At 63.9% G+C, this 16808-nt stretch carries 15 protein-coding genes; 7 read left to right on the forward strand and 8 right to left on the reverse strand.

Going from position 1 to position 16808, the window contains the following annotated elements:
• Complete coding sequence (locus tag WS87_RS17515) at positions 1-1365, reverse strand: replication initiation protein (protein ID WP_059818515.1); 1365 nt, start codon at positions 1363-1365, stop codon at positions 1-3.
• Positions 1366-3187: 1822 nt separating this feature from the next.
• Here WS87_RS17515 and WS87_RS17520 point away from each other — a divergent pair.
• A complete protein-coding gene (locus WS87_RS17520) occupies positions 3188-4369 on the forward strand; it encodes a DNA-binding protein (protein WP_059818516.1) in 1182 nt (393 codons plus the stop codon).
• A gap of 139 nt (positions 4370-4508) precedes the next feature.
• On the opposite strand, the gene WS87_RS17525 is transcribed toward WS87_RS17520, so the two are convergent.
• The 3 genes from WS87_RS17525 to WS87_RS17535 all read right to left on the reverse strand — a co-directional run bounded on the left by WS87_RS17525 (position 4509) and on the right by WS87_RS17535 (position 6743).
• On the reverse strand, positions 4509-5522 hold the full coding sequence (locus WS87_RS17525) for a tyrosine-type recombinase/integrase (protein ID WP_059818517.1): 1014 nt from the start codon (positions 5520-5522) through the stop codon (positions 4509-4511).
• Positions 5523-5624: 102 nt separating this feature from the next.
• Entirely contained in the window at positions 5625-6002 is a 378-nt protein-coding gene (locus tag WS87_RS17530; RefSeq protein WP_059818518.1) for a DUF2471 family protein, read from the reverse strand.
• A gap of 129 nt (positions 6003-6131) precedes the next feature.
• Complete coding sequence (locus WS87_RS17535) at positions 6132-6743, reverse strand: helix-turn-helix domain-containing protein (protein WP_059529054.1); 612 nt, start codon at positions 6741-6743, stop codon at positions 6132-6134.
• 161 nt (positions 6744-6904) lie between these two features.
• On the opposite strand from WS87_RS17535, the gene WS87_RS17540 reads away from it, so the two are divergent.
• Both WS87_RS17540 and tdh read left to right on the forward strand, forming a co-directional pair.
• Positions 6905-8104, forward strand: a complete 1200-nt coding sequence (locus WS87_RS17540; protein WP_059529057.1) for a glycine C-acetyltransferase — start codon at positions 6905-6907, stop codon at positions 8102-8104.
• Between the two features lie 13 nt (positions 8105-8117).
• Entirely contained in the window at positions 8118-9146 is a 1029-nt protein-coding gene (gene tdh, locus WS87_RS17545) for an L-threonine 3-dehydrogenase (protein WP_059529060.1), read from the forward strand.
• A 531-nt stretch (positions 9147-9677) separates the two neighbouring features.
• Here tdh and WS87_RS17550 read toward each other — a convergent pair.
• Entirely contained in the window at positions 9678-10079 is a 402-nt protein-coding gene (locus WS87_RS17550; protein WP_059818519.1) for a hypothetical protein, read from the reverse strand.
• Positions 10076-10714, reverse strand: coding sequence for a GNAT family N-acetyltransferase (locus WS87_RS17555; RefSeq protein WP_059698211.1), 639 nt, complete (start codon positions 10712-10714; stop codon positions 10076-10078). The genes WS87_RS17550 and WS87_RS17555 overlap by 4 nt, the downstream gene beginning before the upstream one ends.
• A gap of 191 nt (positions 10715-10905) precedes the next feature.
• On the opposite strand from WS87_RS17555, the gene WS87_RS17560 reads away from it, so the two are divergent.
• Both WS87_RS17560 and WS87_RS17565 read left to right on the forward strand, forming a co-directional pair.
• Positions 10906-11520, forward strand: a complete 615-nt coding sequence (locus tag WS87_RS17560; RefSeq protein WP_059818520.1) for a TetR/AcrR family transcriptional regulator — start codon at positions 10906-10908, stop codon at positions 11518-11520.
• A 55-nt stretch (positions 11521-11575) separates the two neighbouring features.
• On the forward strand, positions 11576-12055 hold the full coding sequence (locus WS87_RS17565; RefSeq protein ID WP_012365039.1) for a nuclear transport factor 2 family protein: 480 nt from the start codon (positions 11576-11578) through the stop codon (positions 12053-12055).
• Positions 12056-12569: 514 nt separating this feature from the next.
• Here WS87_RS17565 and WS87_RS17570 read toward each other — a convergent pair.
• Positions 12570-13655 (reverse strand): tartrate dehydrogenase, encoded by a 1086-nt coding sequence (locus tag WS87_RS17570; RefSeq protein WP_059818521.1) that lies wholly within the window; start codon positions 13653-13655, stop codon positions 12570-12572.
• A 117-nt stretch (positions 13656-13772) separates the two neighbouring features.
• On the opposite strand from WS87_RS17570, the gene WS87_RS17575 reads away from it, so the two are divergent.
• Complete coding sequence (locus tag WS87_RS17575) at positions 13773-14696, forward strand: LysR substrate-binding domain-containing protein (RefSeq protein ID WP_059818522.1); 924 nt, start codon at positions 13773-13775, stop codon at positions 14694-14696.
• A gap of 151 nt (positions 14697-14847) precedes the next feature.
• On the opposite strand, the gene argC is transcribed toward WS87_RS17575, so the two are convergent.
• Positions 14848-15804 (reverse strand): N-acetyl-gamma-glutamyl-phosphate reductase, encoded by a 957-nt coding sequence (gene argC, locus WS87_RS17580; protein ID WP_059818528.1) that lies wholly within the window; start codon positions 15802-15804, stop codon positions 14848-14850.
• 118 nt (positions 15805-15922) lie between these two features.
• Here argC and WS87_RS17585 point away from each other — a divergent pair, with 118 nt between their 5' ends.
• On the forward strand, positions 15923-16807 hold the full coding sequence (locus WS87_RS17585) for a LysR family transcriptional regulator (protein ID WP_059818523.1): 885 nt from the start codon (positions 15923-15925) through the stop codon (positions 16805-16807).
• Position 16808 lies beyond the last annotated feature (1 nt).

The following is a 16808-nucleotide window of genomic DNA, read 5'->3' on the forward strand; positions in this document are numbered from 1 at the left end:
TCAGGCGGCCCGAGATTGATTCAGGGTGAACGACAGCAGGTCGCCGTCGGTCGGCTCGCCCCAGGTCTTCTGGGCGAGCCAGTCGAAAAAGGCCGTCTCGGCCAGCTTCGATTCGAGACCGCGCTTGCGCCAGTCGTCGCGCAGGTGCGAGCCCATCGTCGGCAACACCTCCGACTCGAACGACTCACGCGCCACTTCGCGCTCCGCGTCGCCCTGCTCCTCGTACAGCACCTTCGCTTCCTTGCGGCGGAACGCCGCGAATTCGCTCAACAGACGCGCCTTCAGATCGTCCGGCTGCGCCGAGACGGCCTTCGCGGCAGGCGTGCCGGAAGGCAGCGCGTCGACGGACTCGACCGGCGGCGCATAACCCTTCTTCAGCGCGTCCTTGAACAACGCGGGCGCACTGCGCACCGGCGGCAGCGTCGTGCTGCGCATCCGCTGCTCGGTCATCTGCAGCGCGGCGCGAATCCGGTTTTCTTCGCTGTCCGCGTAGAGCGTCTGCGCTTCCTTGAGCGGAATCCCGAGCTTCACCATCCTGTCGACCAGCGTGCTGTCGAACACGTTCGGATGCTCGTCGAGCGCGAGCATCGGCTGCTTGCGCTCGGTCACGCGGAACTGGATCTCCGCGACCCGCCGCCCTTCACGATGCTCGATCAGCTCGACGAAGATGTTGGTGACCGCGTTGACCTCGGCGATCGCCGGACGCAGGTAGTCCCGCTTGAAGTACTTGTACTCGCGCTTCGCCTCGTCGCCGGCTTCCGTATCGGGCGTGCCCGACAGGATCGGCCGCCACCATTCCCACGGCTCGCGCATCGTCAGGTGGCTCGGGTTCGTCAGGTAGCGCACGCAGATTTCGTAGAGCGCAAGACCAGCGCTGCTACGCAGCTGGCTCTGGAACTGCAGGCTCAGACGCGCGTACTGGACCGGGTCGAGCAGCTTCTTCTTGATCTTCGGTGCAAATGAAAATTCGACCCACACGCGGCGGGTGGCCGGATCCTCAAGAATTTCGGCATCGGCGATCAGCGTCGAGATCCCCCACTTGCGGCCTGGCTTCTGGCTCGACGTCCCCGTGCTCCATTCGACCTGGACCGACACCATACGGCGCAGGTGTTCCTTCACCAGAGCGGTGTCGTTCGAATCGAAGGCGGAGTTGGCGACGATGTCCGACAGCAGCGCGCGATAGGTATCGCCCGAGTCGTCGGCCTGCTGCGCGACGGCGAGCAGGACGTTGAACAGCTTGCGGGTCAGGAGCGTGATCTTGCCGCTCTTCGGCTGAATTGCGATCGCCTCGACGGCCTTACGCAATTCGGCTGAACTGGCACTCACCACATCCACATCGGTTTTCTTGGCGCGCTTCGTGGCCATGCGTCTGGTCGGAGGAGAAGTTTCACGGAAGGATAGCGCCTGTGGTGATGTGCGTCCAGAACGACATGCTCACCATAGCCGGTGAAGTGCGCGCGCAAAACGGCACTCACCCCAACCCTCTCCCGAAAACCCTCACCGGTCCGGATTTAAAGCGTTTCGGACTCGTCCAGGCGTGTCGCGGGATGCGCGGATTCACAGATTTTTGCCTGTGCTCGATACGTGCGAAATTTGCTCCCGTATCGGCTCACCTTTCGATTTGTCGTAATTTTACGACTGCGCTTCCGGGTCCTCGTCACAGCGCCGCCACTGGCCGTCTCGGCATCGAGCAGACAAGCTCGCAACGCCCTGTATGCATGTACAGGCGCGGCTGATGGGGCAATCGCGACCGCGTCCCGCATCCGGAAACCGGCACCGAAAAGCGTCTCCGCAACGTCGATCGAAACCGTTTCACTGGCCCGGGCGCGCATTGTACAGCACACAGAATCCGTTCGGTCCCGAAAATTCTCACCTTATCGGCTCGAAATTCTGTGACCACGATATCGACGAATCCCCGACCCACGCGGGATCAGCAGTCCAAGGCTCCCGAAAAACCTCACCTTAATGATAAAAACGACGTTCCAACGAACGCGGAAGCTGCTCCCGAAAAATCTCACCGTAACCGCCACGGTATCAAAAATGTCAATGACATCCGATACTTATGCGCGCCAAGCGTTCCGCTGTGTCCGGCGATCGTCCCCCGAAAAGCCTCACCTTTACGGCGTTCGGGCGGATGCGGTAGCTGTGTGCCACGTCCTGAAAAATCTCACCTGTGCCAAAAAGTGGCACAGCGAAAATCAGATTTCCACCAGTCCCGGTGGGCTTTTCAGCGAATTCGCTGCACCCCGGATCCCGGAAATCCTCACCTTTGGCCAATTTTCGAGCAAATGGCGCTCCTGAAAAGCCTCACCTGTGAGGCGCCCGACAGCCTGTGATCGATGCCCCGAAAAAGCTCACCTTATCGGGATCCGTGCAGGAAAACCCGGATTTTGCTCCCGAAAAGCCTCACCTTTCGGGCCTCATTGGCTTCACAGGGCACTTTTGCTGTGCAAAATGACGGTCGTTTCCCGGAAATCCTCACAGCAAATCCCTGTGGAGTCCCGTGAAACCTCACCTTTCCCGAAAACTGCCCAAAAGATGGGCAGAATAGGGGCGCGAAGAAGGTCCCGCAAGGTCTCACCTGTGTCTGCACAGGCAGAAAACTGTGCGCGTAGGCACAGCATGGGTTCTGTGGCTGTGCGGCCCCGAAAAACCTCACCTTTGGGGGAATCTCATGTTTCACTGTGATCCCGAATCCGCTCACGACCTTTCCTGCATCGGCTCACGCAGATCCCCGAACCCCATCACTTCAGCTCCCGCAGAAGATCACCTTGGTTCCCGTAAAACTTCACCTTGTCGGCCGGAAAGCCTTGCTACATAAGGCTGTGCCGTGGCGTTAACGTTTTTAACTAAGGGTTCAAGGGTGTTTACTTCTAATACTCTCAAGACATCGGTCGTCGAGTTTTCCACAGAGACCCAACGCCTGAACACCGATCGGCTGCGATGACGCCGGTCATGTGAAACAAATGCGCTTTTTGGGGGCCTACTCAAAAATGCTTTCGGGACAAGGACTTGCCTTGTTTTCTTCGCTTTGTTTCACGGAATCGAAGAGCTGGCTCGTCCGGATTTGCCCACAGCCCTGATTTCCGTGCACAGCGACGTAAATTCACGACACTCCGCGAAAACAAGTATCAAAAAATACGTATTTCGTTATGATCGCAACATATCAATACCTGTGAGTCCTCCCATGACGCTGGATGAAATGCGTGAAGTCATCCGAGAAGAACTGGAATCGCTTCGCGCGAGCGGCGCGCGCCGCCAGGAGTTGTCGCTGCATGCGTGCAAGCGGTTGTTCTTCGATCTCGGTATCCGACCGTCGGCCGCCAACGTTCGCGACCTGACCCAGACCGGCAGCGCCAGCGACATTCCAAAGGACATCGATCATTTCTGGGAACGAATCCGTTCTGCATCGAAAATCCGGCTCGACGGTGCGGCGATCCCGAAAGCGGTCGAGGAAAAGGCAGGCGCGTTGCTCGGCGCGCTATATGAAGAGGCCTTGAAAGCGGCCAAGGAAAGCCTCGATGTCGATCGCGAACAGGTTCGCGCCGGCCTGACCGATGCGGAACAACGGCTGCGCGATGCCACGGTTCGCCAGGAAACCCTCGAGGGCGCATTGACGCGCAGTGAAACCCGCAACGAGCAGCTGCAGGCGCGTGTGACCGAACTCGAGGTGCAGCTGGCTTCGCAGTCGACGCACGGTTCGGCAAACGAGGCGACACTGCTCACCACAGTCGCTCGACTTGAAAAGGAACTGGCCGTCATGGCCGGCCGCGTCAACACCGAGCAGACGCAGAATGCGACGCTACGCGACCGCATCGACACGCTGCAAGCCGAATTGCAGCAGCGCACCGAACACTACGCGCAGCAGATCAAGGATGCGGTGGCCGAAGCCGAGCGCCGTGTCAAACCGATGCTGGTCGAGCTGGACTCACTGCGCAGCATGGCGTCGACCTACCAGAGCGGTCTGCGTGACGTGCAGCGCAAGGAATTCGATTTTCTTCAGCAACTGAGTTCGGCCAAGGCCCGCGCAGACCGGCTCGAGGAACAGTTGCGCACCCAGAGCGACGAACTGGACCGCGCGACACGCGACGCGAATACGCTGCGCGCGAGCCGCGGGATGAATCCGGAGATTTCCGCACTGATTCGGCGCCTGGCCGATGCAGGTCAGCTCGATGCGGACGCGTTTTCCGCAATCGGCACGTCACTGGACCACGAAATTCCGGTGCCGACCCAGTGCCCGCATTGCGACGGGGAACCGGAGTTGTCGCATGGCGATGACGGATTCGAAGTGTCGTGCCCCGAGTGCGAACATGCGTCGGGACCCTGGCCTTCCCGATTCGAAGCGATCGCACGCTTTGCGCGCGACTGACGTGACGCCCGGCACAGGGATCGCACAGGTGAGGCGATTCGGGAGGCGTGAGGTGAGGTTTTCCGGGAGCTGTGAAACGGTGAGGCTACGCCGCACAAGGCTGCTCACGAGTCATGTCGCGTGAGCAGCCGGCTCGGCATCAGAGCCTTTCGTCTTGCTCGGACGCGTCACCATTCGCGAGATCATCGCGCCAGTTTTTCCATGCGCGGTGAAGACGGTTCGACGAAATCGGCCGCATGAAGCCGAGCCATTTGCCGACCCGCTCGGGCGGCACGTCATGTTCGAACAGTTCCGCTGCGTAAGTGTTGCGCAGCGTTTGCGGGCTCGCGCGTGCGGTGCGTGACGACGTGAGCCCCGCAGATTCGATGATCGCATCGATCGCGCGCAGCATCGTTGCCTTGTGCATCGGCCGCCCGGCGTGCGATGCCGGAAACACGAGCTCCCCCGGAATCTCCTGGCGTTTGCGCTCCACGAGCCATGCTTCGAGCAACGCGATCGCGAACGAGGCCAGATGGGTTTCGCGCGCGAAATCGGGATCCGTCGACGGGATCTGCAGCGACGTTCCGCTCGTATTGATGCAACTAATCGTGAGCACGCGTGCTTCGCCGGTTTTCACGCCGGCCCCGAGAAATGCGGCGACGAGTGCGCGGTCGCGCCGCTCCTTCCAGTATGCGGAGCCGGATACACCAATCGGCGAAAACAGGTAGGCCAGCAACTTCGCGCGTTCGGCCGGTGTCAGGAAACCGGTCGGCTCGTTGTCGCGTGCCTGGCGCCAGTTCGCTTCGCCATCCTGAGCAATGAAGCGGGCCGGGTTGGTGGACGCGAGCTCGGTGCGCCGGATGTGGTCGAGCACGCGTTCGATCAGCCTCAAATAGCGCATTCGCTGAGTTTTCCGGATGGGAAGCTCGCTGACGAAATTCGCGATCGTTGCGGTATCGACCGTGGCCAGGTTTTTTTGATGTGCACGTAGCCATGCGAGAAAAGCGCCCCATTGTGCGCGGTAGACGTCGGCCGACGAACGGCGGTAGTCCTGCATGGCAAGCCATGCATCGAACGCAGCTTCGGGCGAGATGATCCAGTCGGATGCACCGCGGTCGAACAGATCCTTTTCTTCCGGGCGTGCGGGCGTGTCGGAGGATGTGGGAAGGGACATGTCGTTTATTCCGTTAGTTGCGTATATGGTAGCCCTATCCGCAACGTCGCGGGCAGCAGGATGCGGGAGCCGGCCGCCGTGTCGAACGGCCGGGGCCGGGCGTCAGTCGCCCCACGCCTTGGACGAGCGATGAATACGCTCGCGGGGTGCCGCTTCCTGCGATCTGGCTGCGGCTTCATACGCGAGGACCGCGAACGAGAAGACAGCGGGTAGTGCATTCGATCGTCCGAAGTCGATCGGATCATCCGTTTCGGGAAAGGTCATGTCCGACGGCCGTTCGAACAACTGGCGCATGCCGGCTTCGTGCCGGCTGGCAAAGCCGAGATCGGCGAGCGCCTCGGCTTCGATGGCGTGCAGCAGACGCCACGACAGCGGGACGCGCTGATGGATGTAGCGCCCGGCTATATGACGCACAATCAACTCGAGGTCATGCGCGGCAGCTTTGAAGCTGAGCGCGGCCAAATCTTGTTCTTCTGTCATCGCAGGCTCCTGTCGACCGGAGCGGGCGCCTCGGTGCGCCAGCCCGGCCAATGCATGGCGGAATGTCCGTATACTGTACAAACATACAGTATTTTCCGCAACTGGCCTTTCGGCCAGCTATCCGCTTCGTCAGCGATGAATCACGATCAGTAGTGCGCGCGCTTCGGCCTTGCCGGGGTTGCGGATCGCGTGAGGTGTGTCGGCCGGGTAGCGCGCGGTGTCGCCCGCTTTCAGGCGCCGGCTTGCCGCCGCGGCTTCGATTTCCATCGCGCCCTGCAGCACGGTGAGGTGCTCGCGCGTGCCGGGTTCGTGCGCGTTCGACACGAGCGCGCCGCCGCCCGGCAGCGTCAGCTCATACCACTCGAACTTGCCGGCCAGGTCGATCGGGCCCCATACGCGCAATTGATAGCGGCCGTCGTGGCCGGCGAGCGTCGGGATGTCGTGCGGGCCGTCCACGCGGATCGTCTCCGGCGCTTTCGGCTGCGAGAACAGCTCGTCGAGCGTGATGCCGAGCGCATTCGTGAGCCGCCATGCGACCGCGATCGTCGGATTGGCTTTGTCACGCTCGATCTCGGAGAGCATCGACTTCGATACGCCGGCTGCGCGCGACAGGTCGTCGAGGGTCAGCTTGCGTTCGTTGCGCAGGCGCTGGATTTGCTCGCCGACGCGCGGCGGCGTCACGCCCGGCGGCTGCGGTGCGGCGCCGGCACGCGTGCGCCGCGACGCGGAGGAACTTGCCATTTGGTTTCCGTTCGCTTAGAGTTGTTCGGTATTTCGAATTTTAGTTCGGAATATTGGATAAATGCGGTCAACCGAACGACCGACTATAACAGTAGCAGGCCGTTGCGCTGCCGCCACGAGCGGCGCGCGGCGGATTGCGAACCCATGTCAGGAGCTTTGCGATGCGTGATGCCTTTCTCGCCCAGGTGCGCGGGACGCTCGACCAGATCCGCGCGGATGGTTTTTACAAGACCGAGCGCGAGATCGCGAGTCCCCAAGCGGCGGCCGTGCGGCTCGCCAGCGGTGCCGGCGTGCTGAATTTCTGCGCGAACAACTATCTCGGTCTGGCGAACGATCCGCGCCTGATCGCCGCAGCGCAGGCCGGTCTCGACCAGGATGGCTTCGGCATGGCGTCGGTGCGCTTCATCTGCGGCACGCAAACCGTGCACAAGCAGCTCGAAAGCGCGCTGGCGTCGTTTCTCGGCACGGAAGACAGCATCCTCTATTCGAGCTGTTTCGATGCGAACGGGGGCCTGTTCGAGACGCTGCTCGACGAGAACGACGCGGTGATCAGCGACGAGCTGAACCACGCGAGCATCATCGACGGCATCCGCCTCTGCAAGGCGAAGCGTTTCCGCTACAAGAACAACGACCTGTCCGATCTCGAGGCGAAACTGAAGGAAGCCGACGCAGCAGGCGCGCGCCACAAGCTGATCGCGACCGACGGCGTGTTCTCGATGGACGGCATCATCGCCGATCTGAAAGGCATCTGTGACCTCGCCGATCGTTACGGCGCGCTCGTGATGGTCGACGATTCGCACGCGGTCGGCTTCATCGGCGCGCATGGCCGCGGCACGCCCGAGCACTGCGGCGTCGACGGTCGCGTCGACATCATCACCGGCACGCTCGGCAAGGCGCTGGGCGGTGCATCGGGCGGCTATGTCGCGGCTCGCCGCGAGGTCGTCGAATTGCTGCGCCAGCGTTCGCGCCCGTATCTGTTCTCGAACACGCTGACGCCGAGCATTGCCGCGGCGTCGCTGAAGGTGCTGGAACTGCTCGGCAGCGACGAAGGGGCGAAGCTGCGCGCACGCGTGCGCGAGAATGGCGCGCGTTTCCGCGAACAGATGACCGCCGCGGGTTTCACGCTCGTGCCGGGTGCGCATCCGATCATCCCGGTGATGCTCGGCGACGCGCAGCTCGCGACCAACATGGCCGACAAGTTGCTCGAAGAAGGCGTCTACGTGATCGGCTTCTCGTTCCCGGTCGTGCCGCGCGGTCGCGCACGCATCCGCACGCAGATGAGCGCCGCGCATACGCCTGAACAGATCGATCAGACGGTCGCCGCGTTCGTGCGCGTCGGCAAGTCGCTCGGCATCGTCTGACGGAGGCGCGACCATGAAAGCACTGGCAAAGCTCGAGCGCGGCCCGGGTCTCACGCTCACGCGCGTGAAGCGCCCCGAAGTCGGACACAACGACGTGCTGATCAAGATTCGCCGCACGGCGATCTGCGGCACCGACATCCATATCTGGAAGTGGGACGACTGGGCGCAGAAGACGATTCCCGTACCGATGCACGTCGGCCACGAATACGTTGGCGAGATCGTCGAGATGGGGCAGGAAGTGCGCGGCTTCGCGATCGGCGACCGCGTGTCCGGCGAAGGCCACATCACGTGCGGCTTCTGTCGCAACTGTCGTGCCGGCCGCCGGCATCTGTGCCGCAACACCGTCGGTGTCGGCGTGAATCGCGAGGGCGCGTTCGCCGAGTATCTGGCGATTCCCGCGTTCAATGCGTTCAAGATTCCGCCCGAGATTTCAGACGATCTCGCATCGATCTTCGATCCGTTCGGCAACGCGACGCACACGGCGCTGTCGTTCAATCTCGTCGGCGAGGACGTGCTGATCACGGGCGCGGGCCCGATCGGCATCATGGCCGTCGCGATCGCGAAGCACGTCGGCGCGCGCAACGTCGTGATCACCGATATCAACGACTACCGGCTCGAGCTCGCGCGCAAGATGGGTGCGACGCGCGCGGTCAACGTCGCACGCGAGTCGCTGCGCGACGTGATGGCCGACCTGCACATGACGGAAGGCTTCGATGTCGGCCTCGAGATGTCGGGTGTGCCAAGCGCGTTCACCAGCATGCTCGAGGCGATGAATCACGGCGGCAAGGTCGCGCTGCTCGGCATTCCGCCCGCGCAGACGGCGATCGACTGGAACCAGGTGATCTTCAAGGGGCTCGAGATCAAGGGCATCTACGGGCGCGAGATGTTCGAGACCTGGTACAAGATGGTCGCGATGTTGCAAAGCGGCCTCGATCTGTCGCCGATCATCACGCATCGTTTTGCGGCCGACGATTACGAACAAGGCTTCGCCGCGATGCTGTCCGGTGAAAGCGGCAAGGTGATCCTCGACTGGACGGTCTGAGTGCCGGCGGGGCGGCTCGGCGCGTTTGCCGACTGCCCCGTTCGTGTCGGCATGAGCGTTTGTCGAGGCAGGGCGGCTTCGACGAACGCGTGAGGTGAGATTATTCGGGAGCTGTGTTTGCGTGCCGAATGGCGGCTCGATCGTGCTTTCTCGAGGCGCGCAGGCAAGTAAGTCAATGGGCTGCACGTCGTTTCTAGTTGGCGATATGAGCGCGATCGCGCTTCGATTCCGCAGCAAGCCCGCATCGGTGACATGCAATCGCGCGTGCACCTCACCTGTCAGCGTCGCTCTCCCGTCCGCGTCATCGCGTCGTTCGGCGCGTGTCTTTCTTCCTGCCCTTCCATTTCGTTTGCCGCGCCTCAATAGCGAGCCTCTGTCGTATCGACCGCTTCTTGCCACGGTCTTGCCGTGCTTCCGCGCAGCACGTCACCAGGCAACGCCGTCACGGTACCGCCTCGATGCGTGAGCCGATCAACCACATGCGAACTCACCTGTCAGCATGCCCGGCTGCATCGATCGGTGCGCTGCCCGCTATTTGATCCGCTCACCGTTCAACCATCGCGGTTCGAGTTGCAGACTCAACACGACGAGCCAGCGTTTCGGGCATTGCGGTGCAATCTCGATCAGTTCGCCGTGCGCACCGGACACCGTCACGAACCCGTGCTGCGCCGCATGCCGATACGCGCGGGATGCGTCCGCCTGAAGCCAGAAGCTGACGAGCGCGCACGTGACGAAACGGAACAGCAGCAACGTCGCGGCTTCCGGCGCGTAGCCGACTGCGGCGAGCAGGGCGTCGAACACGAACGTCAGAATTTGCGTGACCGCGATCGTGATGACAGTCAGCTTCACCAGCCCGCGCATGCGCAGCGCTGCCCGCGTGCGGGCATGCGTCAGTGCGAGCCGTGCACGGTCGTCGTCGGCTTCGTGTTTCATGACGCCGCTCCGGCGCGCCGCGCGACGTGGATCGACGTCATGTCGGATGCAGGGATCCGCCCGTCGAACGAGCCAACGGCCTTGCACAGGATCGCGCTGTCGTAGCTGTGCCCTGCAAACCGCATCACGTCGATCAACTGAAATCCTTCGCGTCGATAGAAGTCGACGAGTCGGATAGCCGCATGCGGCGCATCGAGCGCGAGGTGCGTCGCGCCACGCGCGGCCGCTCGCCGTTGCGCGAACGCGAGCAGCGCACGGCCGATGCCGCGATCCTGCCAGACCGGATCGACGGCCAGCTGGCCGAGCGTCGCGACGCGTCGGCTGCGGTACGGATCGCACCGCGAATCGGGATCGTGCGGCTGCATCGTGATCGTCGCGACCAGATGCGCGTTCCCGAGCGCGACGAAACACTCGCCGGTGAGCATGCGTTCGCGCGTCGCCGACGCCGGCTGGTCGACACCCGGACAGTTGAAGCCCGCGGCGCCGAGAGGCGCGTACGCGCGATGCAGCAACGCGGTCAAAGACTCGTACGAATCGCTGCGCGGATCGAAACGCCGTACGACGACACGGCCATCGAGCCGCTTCGCATAAGCCGCATAGGCACGCTCGGAGCGTGCGGATTCCGGTCGCTGCATGATGTCCTTTCGGCCAGACAGGTTGACCGAAGTGTAGTGAGCACCCTGCGTCAGCTTCAAGAAAAAATGTCGTAAACGCCGCCTGCAATGCGCTCCCCGCCATCGAAACCAGGCGGCGCTCGGCCCTTCCGACGACAGGGCCTTTTCACGTGGCAGTTGACGATGGAGAACGATCGTTCTACCGTAAACCCATGAACACACACGATGACTTCTCCGGCGAACCGGCCGTTCGCGATCGGCTGCTCGATGCGGCCGAAGCGCTGATCTACTCGGGCGGCATCCACGCCACGGGCGTCGATGCGATCGTGAAGCGATCCGGTGCCGCGCGAAAGAGCTTTTATTCGCATTTCGAGTCGAAGGAGGCGCTGGTTGTCGCCGCGCTCGAGCGCCGCGACGAGCGCTGGATGCACTGGTTCGTCGACGCCACGCTGGCGCGCGGCAAGTCGCCGCGTGCGCACTTGCTCGGCATGTTCGACGTGCTGCGCGACTGGTTCTCGCAACCCGATTTTCACGGCTGCGCGTTCCTGAACGCGTCCGGCGAGATTGCCGACACCGGCGATCCGGTACGCGTCGTCGCGCGTATGCACAAGGCGCGCTTGCTTGCGTTCGTGCGCGAGCGGCTCGACGCGTATGCCGACGACGCCGGCATCGAGCGCCGCGGCCTGGCCCGCCTCGCGCGCCAATGGCTGGTGTTGATCGACGGCGCGATCGGCGTCGCGCTCGTCAGCGGCGATGCGACCGCGGCGCGCGATGCGCGCGCAACCGCCGAACTCTTGCTCGATACGGTGTCTCGAGCGTCGAAGTAACGCGTCCCAACCGGCTGCGTTCATGCGCAGCCCCAACCTTGAACAGGAGCATCCCATGTCCGCTTCTCCGGAAGTTCGTCCGCCCGTTCCGCCCTTCACGCTCGATACGGCGCGCCAGAAAGTGCGTGCCGCGGAGGATGCGTGGAACACGCGCGACCCGCAGCGCGTCTCGCTTGCCTACACGCCGCAGAGCCGGTGGCGCAATCGCGCGGAGTTCGTGACGGGCCGCGACGAGATCGTCGGACTGCTGCAGCGGAAATGGACGCGCGAGCTCGACTACCGGCTGATCAAGGAGCTGTGGGCGTTCGGCGGCAATCGCATCGCGGTGCGATTCGCGTACGAATGGCATGACGACGCCGGTAACTGGTTCCGCTCATACGGGAACGAAAACTGGGAGTTCGACGAAAACGGCTTGATGGCGCATCGCCACGCGAGCATCAACGACCTGCCGATTCGCGAAGCGGATCGCCTGTACCACTGGCCGCTCGGTCGCCGTCCGGACGATCATCCCGGCCTGTCCGATCTCGGGCTGTGACGCATCACGATAGCGTCGCGCGAACGCGCTCGTTCATGCATCGAGCGCGACGCCTGTGCGAAACGGTGAGGGAATACGGGAGCCGCAGGTTGAGGTGAGCGTTTTCGGGAGTGGAGGAATTTCGTGCGGGACGGTGTGATTTTTCACGCTCTGCATCTCACCGATCGATCTTCGCAGGAAACGATGCGGTTGCACTGATCGAAGCGCAGCATGCGACATCGGCGTCGCACTTGCTGCATACATGCATGGCGGTGAGTTTCAAGTTTCAATCGGTGTATATCGATGCGCGATGCAACTCACCGCTCGGCATCGACGTGACGCTGGCCACCGCGATGAATCGACACGTAACCGTGCGTGCCGCCGAATCGCGTTGCTCACCGTTCGACATCGACACGCACGCCTCCAGGCGCGCGCGTCGGAATCGACGAAGGTGCGCGGCAGTCAGTCGTGCTGCTCACCATTGAGCACGACATCGATCGAACCCTTCCGAGCCGCGCGCCTTCGGATCGTTCCGTCAGCCGGCGATCCGCACCGCGATCGCCTCTCCCACTTCCTGCGTCCCCGCCTGGCCGCCGAGATCGCGCGTGCGCGGCCCGGTGCGCAGCACGTCCTCGATCGCCGCGACGATCGCATCGTGCGCCTCGCGTTCGCGACTCGCGCCGTTGCCGAGGAAGTCGAGCATCATCGCTGCCGACCAGATCATCGCGATCGGATTCGCGATGTACTGGCCCGCGATGTCCGGTGCGGAGCCGTGCACCGGTTCGAACAGCGATGGAAACGTGCGGTCCGGGTTCAGGTTCGCCGACGGCGCGATGCCGATCGTGCCCGTGCAGGCCGGCCCGAGGTCGGAAAGGATGTCGCCGAACAGGTTCGACGCGACGACGACGTCGAAGCGGTCGGGCTGCAGCACGAAGCGCGCGCACAGGATGTCGATGTGCTGCTTGTCGACGGCGATCTCGGGATAGCGTTCGCCCATCTCGGCCGCGCGCGCGTCCCACCACGGCATGCTGATCGCGATGCCGTTGCTCTTCGTCGCGACGGTCAGGCGCTTCGCGCGGCGTTGCGCGAGCTCGAATGCGAACTTCAGCACGCGCTCCGTGCCGTGACGCGTGAAGATCGACTGCTGCATCACTACTTCGCGGTCGGTGCCTTCGAACATCGTGCCGCCGACCGACGAATATTCGCCTTCGGTGTTCTCGCGCACGATCATGAAGTCGATGTCGCCCGCTTTGCGGCCGGCGAGCGGCGACGGCACGCCGTCGAACAGGCGCGCGGGCCGCAGGTTGATGTACTGGTCGAATTCGCGGCGGAATTTCAGCAGCGAACCCCACAGCGAAATGTGATCGGGCACCGTCGCGGGCCAGCCGACTGCGCCGAACAGGATCGCGTCCGTGCCCGACAGCCGGGCCTTCCAGTCGTCCGGCATCATCTTGCCGTGCTGCGCGTAGTAGTCGCAGCTCGCCCAGTCGATCTGCTCGAACTGGAAACGGATGCCGAAGCGAGCCGTCACGGCGTCGAGCGCGCGCAGGCCTTCGGGCATCACTTCACGGCCGATGCCGTCACCGGGGATGACGGCAATCTTGTACGTCTTGTCGCTCATGCAAGCCTCCTTGGCTGGTCGGGCCGCCGGCAGCGTGCGCAGCGGAACACGACGCCATTTTATTTATTTCCATTCAGATTAAAATCGTGCGAAAGGTTAATCGACTTTCCACGAATCGTGAATAAATCGCCGAATCTCGACGACCTGCGCGTCTTCAGCCTGGTCGTCCGCCTGACGAGCTTCAGTGCGGCGGCCGAGCAGCTCGCGGTCTCGCCCGCCTATGTGAGCAAGCGCATCGCGCTGCTCGAGGCGCAGCTCGGCACGCGGCTGCTGCATCGGTCGACGCGCCGCGTGACGGTCACGGAGGCCGGCGAACGCGTGTTCGCGCGTGCCGAGAAGATTCTCGACGACGTCGATCATCTCGTCGAGGACGTGTCGACCACGCGCACGGTGCCGCGCGGCACGCTGCGCATCTCGAGCAGCTTCGGTTTCGGCCGTCATGTCGTCGCGCCGGCGTTGCTCGACTTCTCCGCGCGCTATCCGCAGCTGAACGTGCGGCTCGATCTGTTCGACCGGCTCGTCGACGTCGCGGGCGAAGGCTACGACCTCGACGTGCGCATCGGCGACGAGATCGCCGATCACCTGATCGCGCGCCGCCTTGCCGCAAACTATCGCGTGCTGTGCGCGTCGCCGGACTATCTTGCAAGGCGCGGCACGCCGCGCACGCTCGCGGATCTCGCATCGCACGACTGCCTCGCGATCAAGGAGCGCGACCATCCGTTCGGCGTCTGGCGGCTGAACCTGCGCGGCGAAACGGCAACGGTGAAGGTCGGCGGCGCGCTGTCGACGAACTACGGCGAGGTGGCCGTGCAATGGGCGCTGGCCGGGCGCGGGATCGTGCTGCGCTCGATCTGGGAAGCGGGGCCGCTGATCGAACGCGGCGCACTTCGTCGCGTGCTGCCGGACGTAATCCAGCCGGCGAACATCTGGGCGGTGTATCCGGAACGCGTCGCGGCTTCGGCGAAAGTGCGCGTATGCGTCGATTTTCTCGCGGAGGCGCTTGTCGGGTTGAACGCTGCAGCGGGTGACGATGCGGCCTGAAATCGGCCAAAGGTGAGCTTTTACGGGGGCATGTGAAAGCGTTGGCGGACGCCCGTCGTTGGCTCGCAATCGCGTCGCGATCCGGTAGCGTGCCGCGCACACCGGCGGCCGCGATGCGCCGGACCTGCCAATGATGACGCCCGCCCGTGATTTACGCCGCCTTCGGTGTGCTCGCCGCGCTCGCCGCACCGAGCATCAGGTCGAGATTCTGCACGGCCGCGCCGGATGCCCCTTTGCCGAGATTGTCGAACACGGCGGACAGCAGCACCTGACCGTGCTCGGCATTCACGAACACGCCGAGCCGCAGGTCGTTCGTACCGTTCAACGCTTGCGGATCGAGATGCGCGATCGTGCGCGTATCCGCGAGCGGAGTGACCTCGACGTGGCGCGCGCCGGCGTAATGGTGCGCGAGACACGCATGCAGCGACTCACCGGTCACGCCAGCCGGGAGCAGGCGCAGCTCGATCGGCACGGTCAGCACGATGCCTTGCCGATAGGCGCCGTAAGCCGGCACGAACAGCGGACGATGCGCGAGCCCGGCGTGCAGCTGGATTTCGGGCACGTGCTTGTGCGCGAGCGCGAGGCCGTAGATCTGCAGCGGTTTCGTGCGCGCGGCACCGTTCGATTCGAATTCGTCGACGGCGGCCCGGCCGCCGCCCGAGTAACCGGACACGGCATGGATGCTCACCGGATAGTCGCGCGGAAGCAGGCCGGCTCGTTGCAGCGGCCCGAGCAGGCCGATCGCGCCCGTCGGATAGCAGCCCGGATTGGTGACGCGCCGCGCGTGCGCGATCGTCTGCGCATGTCCGTCGATCATCTCGGGAAAACCGTAGACCCATTCCGGATCGGTGCGATGGGCCGAGCTCGCGTCGATCACGCGTACCGCCGGATTCCGGATGAAGCCGACCGCTTCGCGCGCGGCGGCGTCCGGCAGGCACAGAATCGCGATGTCGGAGGCATTGATCGCCTCGGCGCGCCGTGCGGGGTCCTTGCGCTCGGCATCCGGCAGCGTGACGAGCCGCAGGTCGGTGCGATCCCGCAGGCGCTCGTGGATCTGCAGTCCGGTCGTACCTTGGTCGCCGTCGATGTAGACAGTGGAGAGGCTCATGATGGTCGCGTTCCTCGCTTCGGACGTCGGGAAAGCCATATCGTCCATCGAACGCCTAGAATAGGAAAAGTTGAATTTCCTGATTGCGAGATTCAGATTTCCTGAACGAGAGGTGGAAATGCGCGAGATCAGTCTGGATCGACTGCGTACGCTGGTCGCGATCGCCGACCAGGGATCCTTCGTGGCCGCCGCGCAACTGCTTCATCTCGCGCCGCCGACGGTCAGCCTTCATGTTGCCGAACTCGAAAGCCGCATCGGTGCGCCGTTGCTGTCGCGCACGCGCGGCAACGTGCAGCCGTCGACCATCGGTGCCGTGCTGGTGGAGCGGGCGCGCCGTCTGCTGGCCGAGGTCGAGTCGACCCTCGACGACGTGGAGCGACAAGTGCAGGGGCTGACCGGGCGGGTGCGTCTCGGCGCATCGACCGGCGCGATCGCTCATCTGTTGCCGCAGGCGGTGGCCCGGCTGCGCGAGCGGCATCCGGACATCGATGTCCAGATCGCGGTACTCACGTCGCACGACACACTGGCGCGCATCGCGCAGGGCACGCTCGACGTCGGTCTGGTGGCGCTGCCGCAGCCGGCGGTCGCGGGGCTGTCGATCCGCGCGTGGCGGCGCGATCCGGTGCTCGCCTTTTTGCCCGCGGACTGGCGGCTGCCGGCGCGTGTGACGCCGGCCTATCTGGCCGCGCGCCCGCTGATTCTCAACGATATGACCACCCGCCTGTCGCGGCTCACGACGGAATGGTTCGCGCTCGGTGGCCACCGCCCCGAGCCGCGCATCGAACTCAACTACAACGATGCGATCAAGAGTCTGGTCGCCGCCGGCTACGGCGCGACGCTGCTGCCGCACGAGGCGGGCGCCCCGTTGCCGGACGCACGCATCGTCATGCGGCCGCTGCGTCCGGCGTTGTGGCGCGAACTGGGCATCGCCCATCGGGCCGGCCCGGTCGAGCGGTCGACCCAGCACGTGCTCGACGCGTTATGGGCGCTCGGCGCGCGCTAGA

The sequence above is a fragment of the Burkholderia sp. MSMB0856 genome, from assembly GCF_001524645.2.
Classification (GTDB): Bacteria; Pseudomonadota; Gammaproteobacteria; order Burkholderiales; family Burkholderiaceae; genus Burkholderia; species Burkholderia diffusa.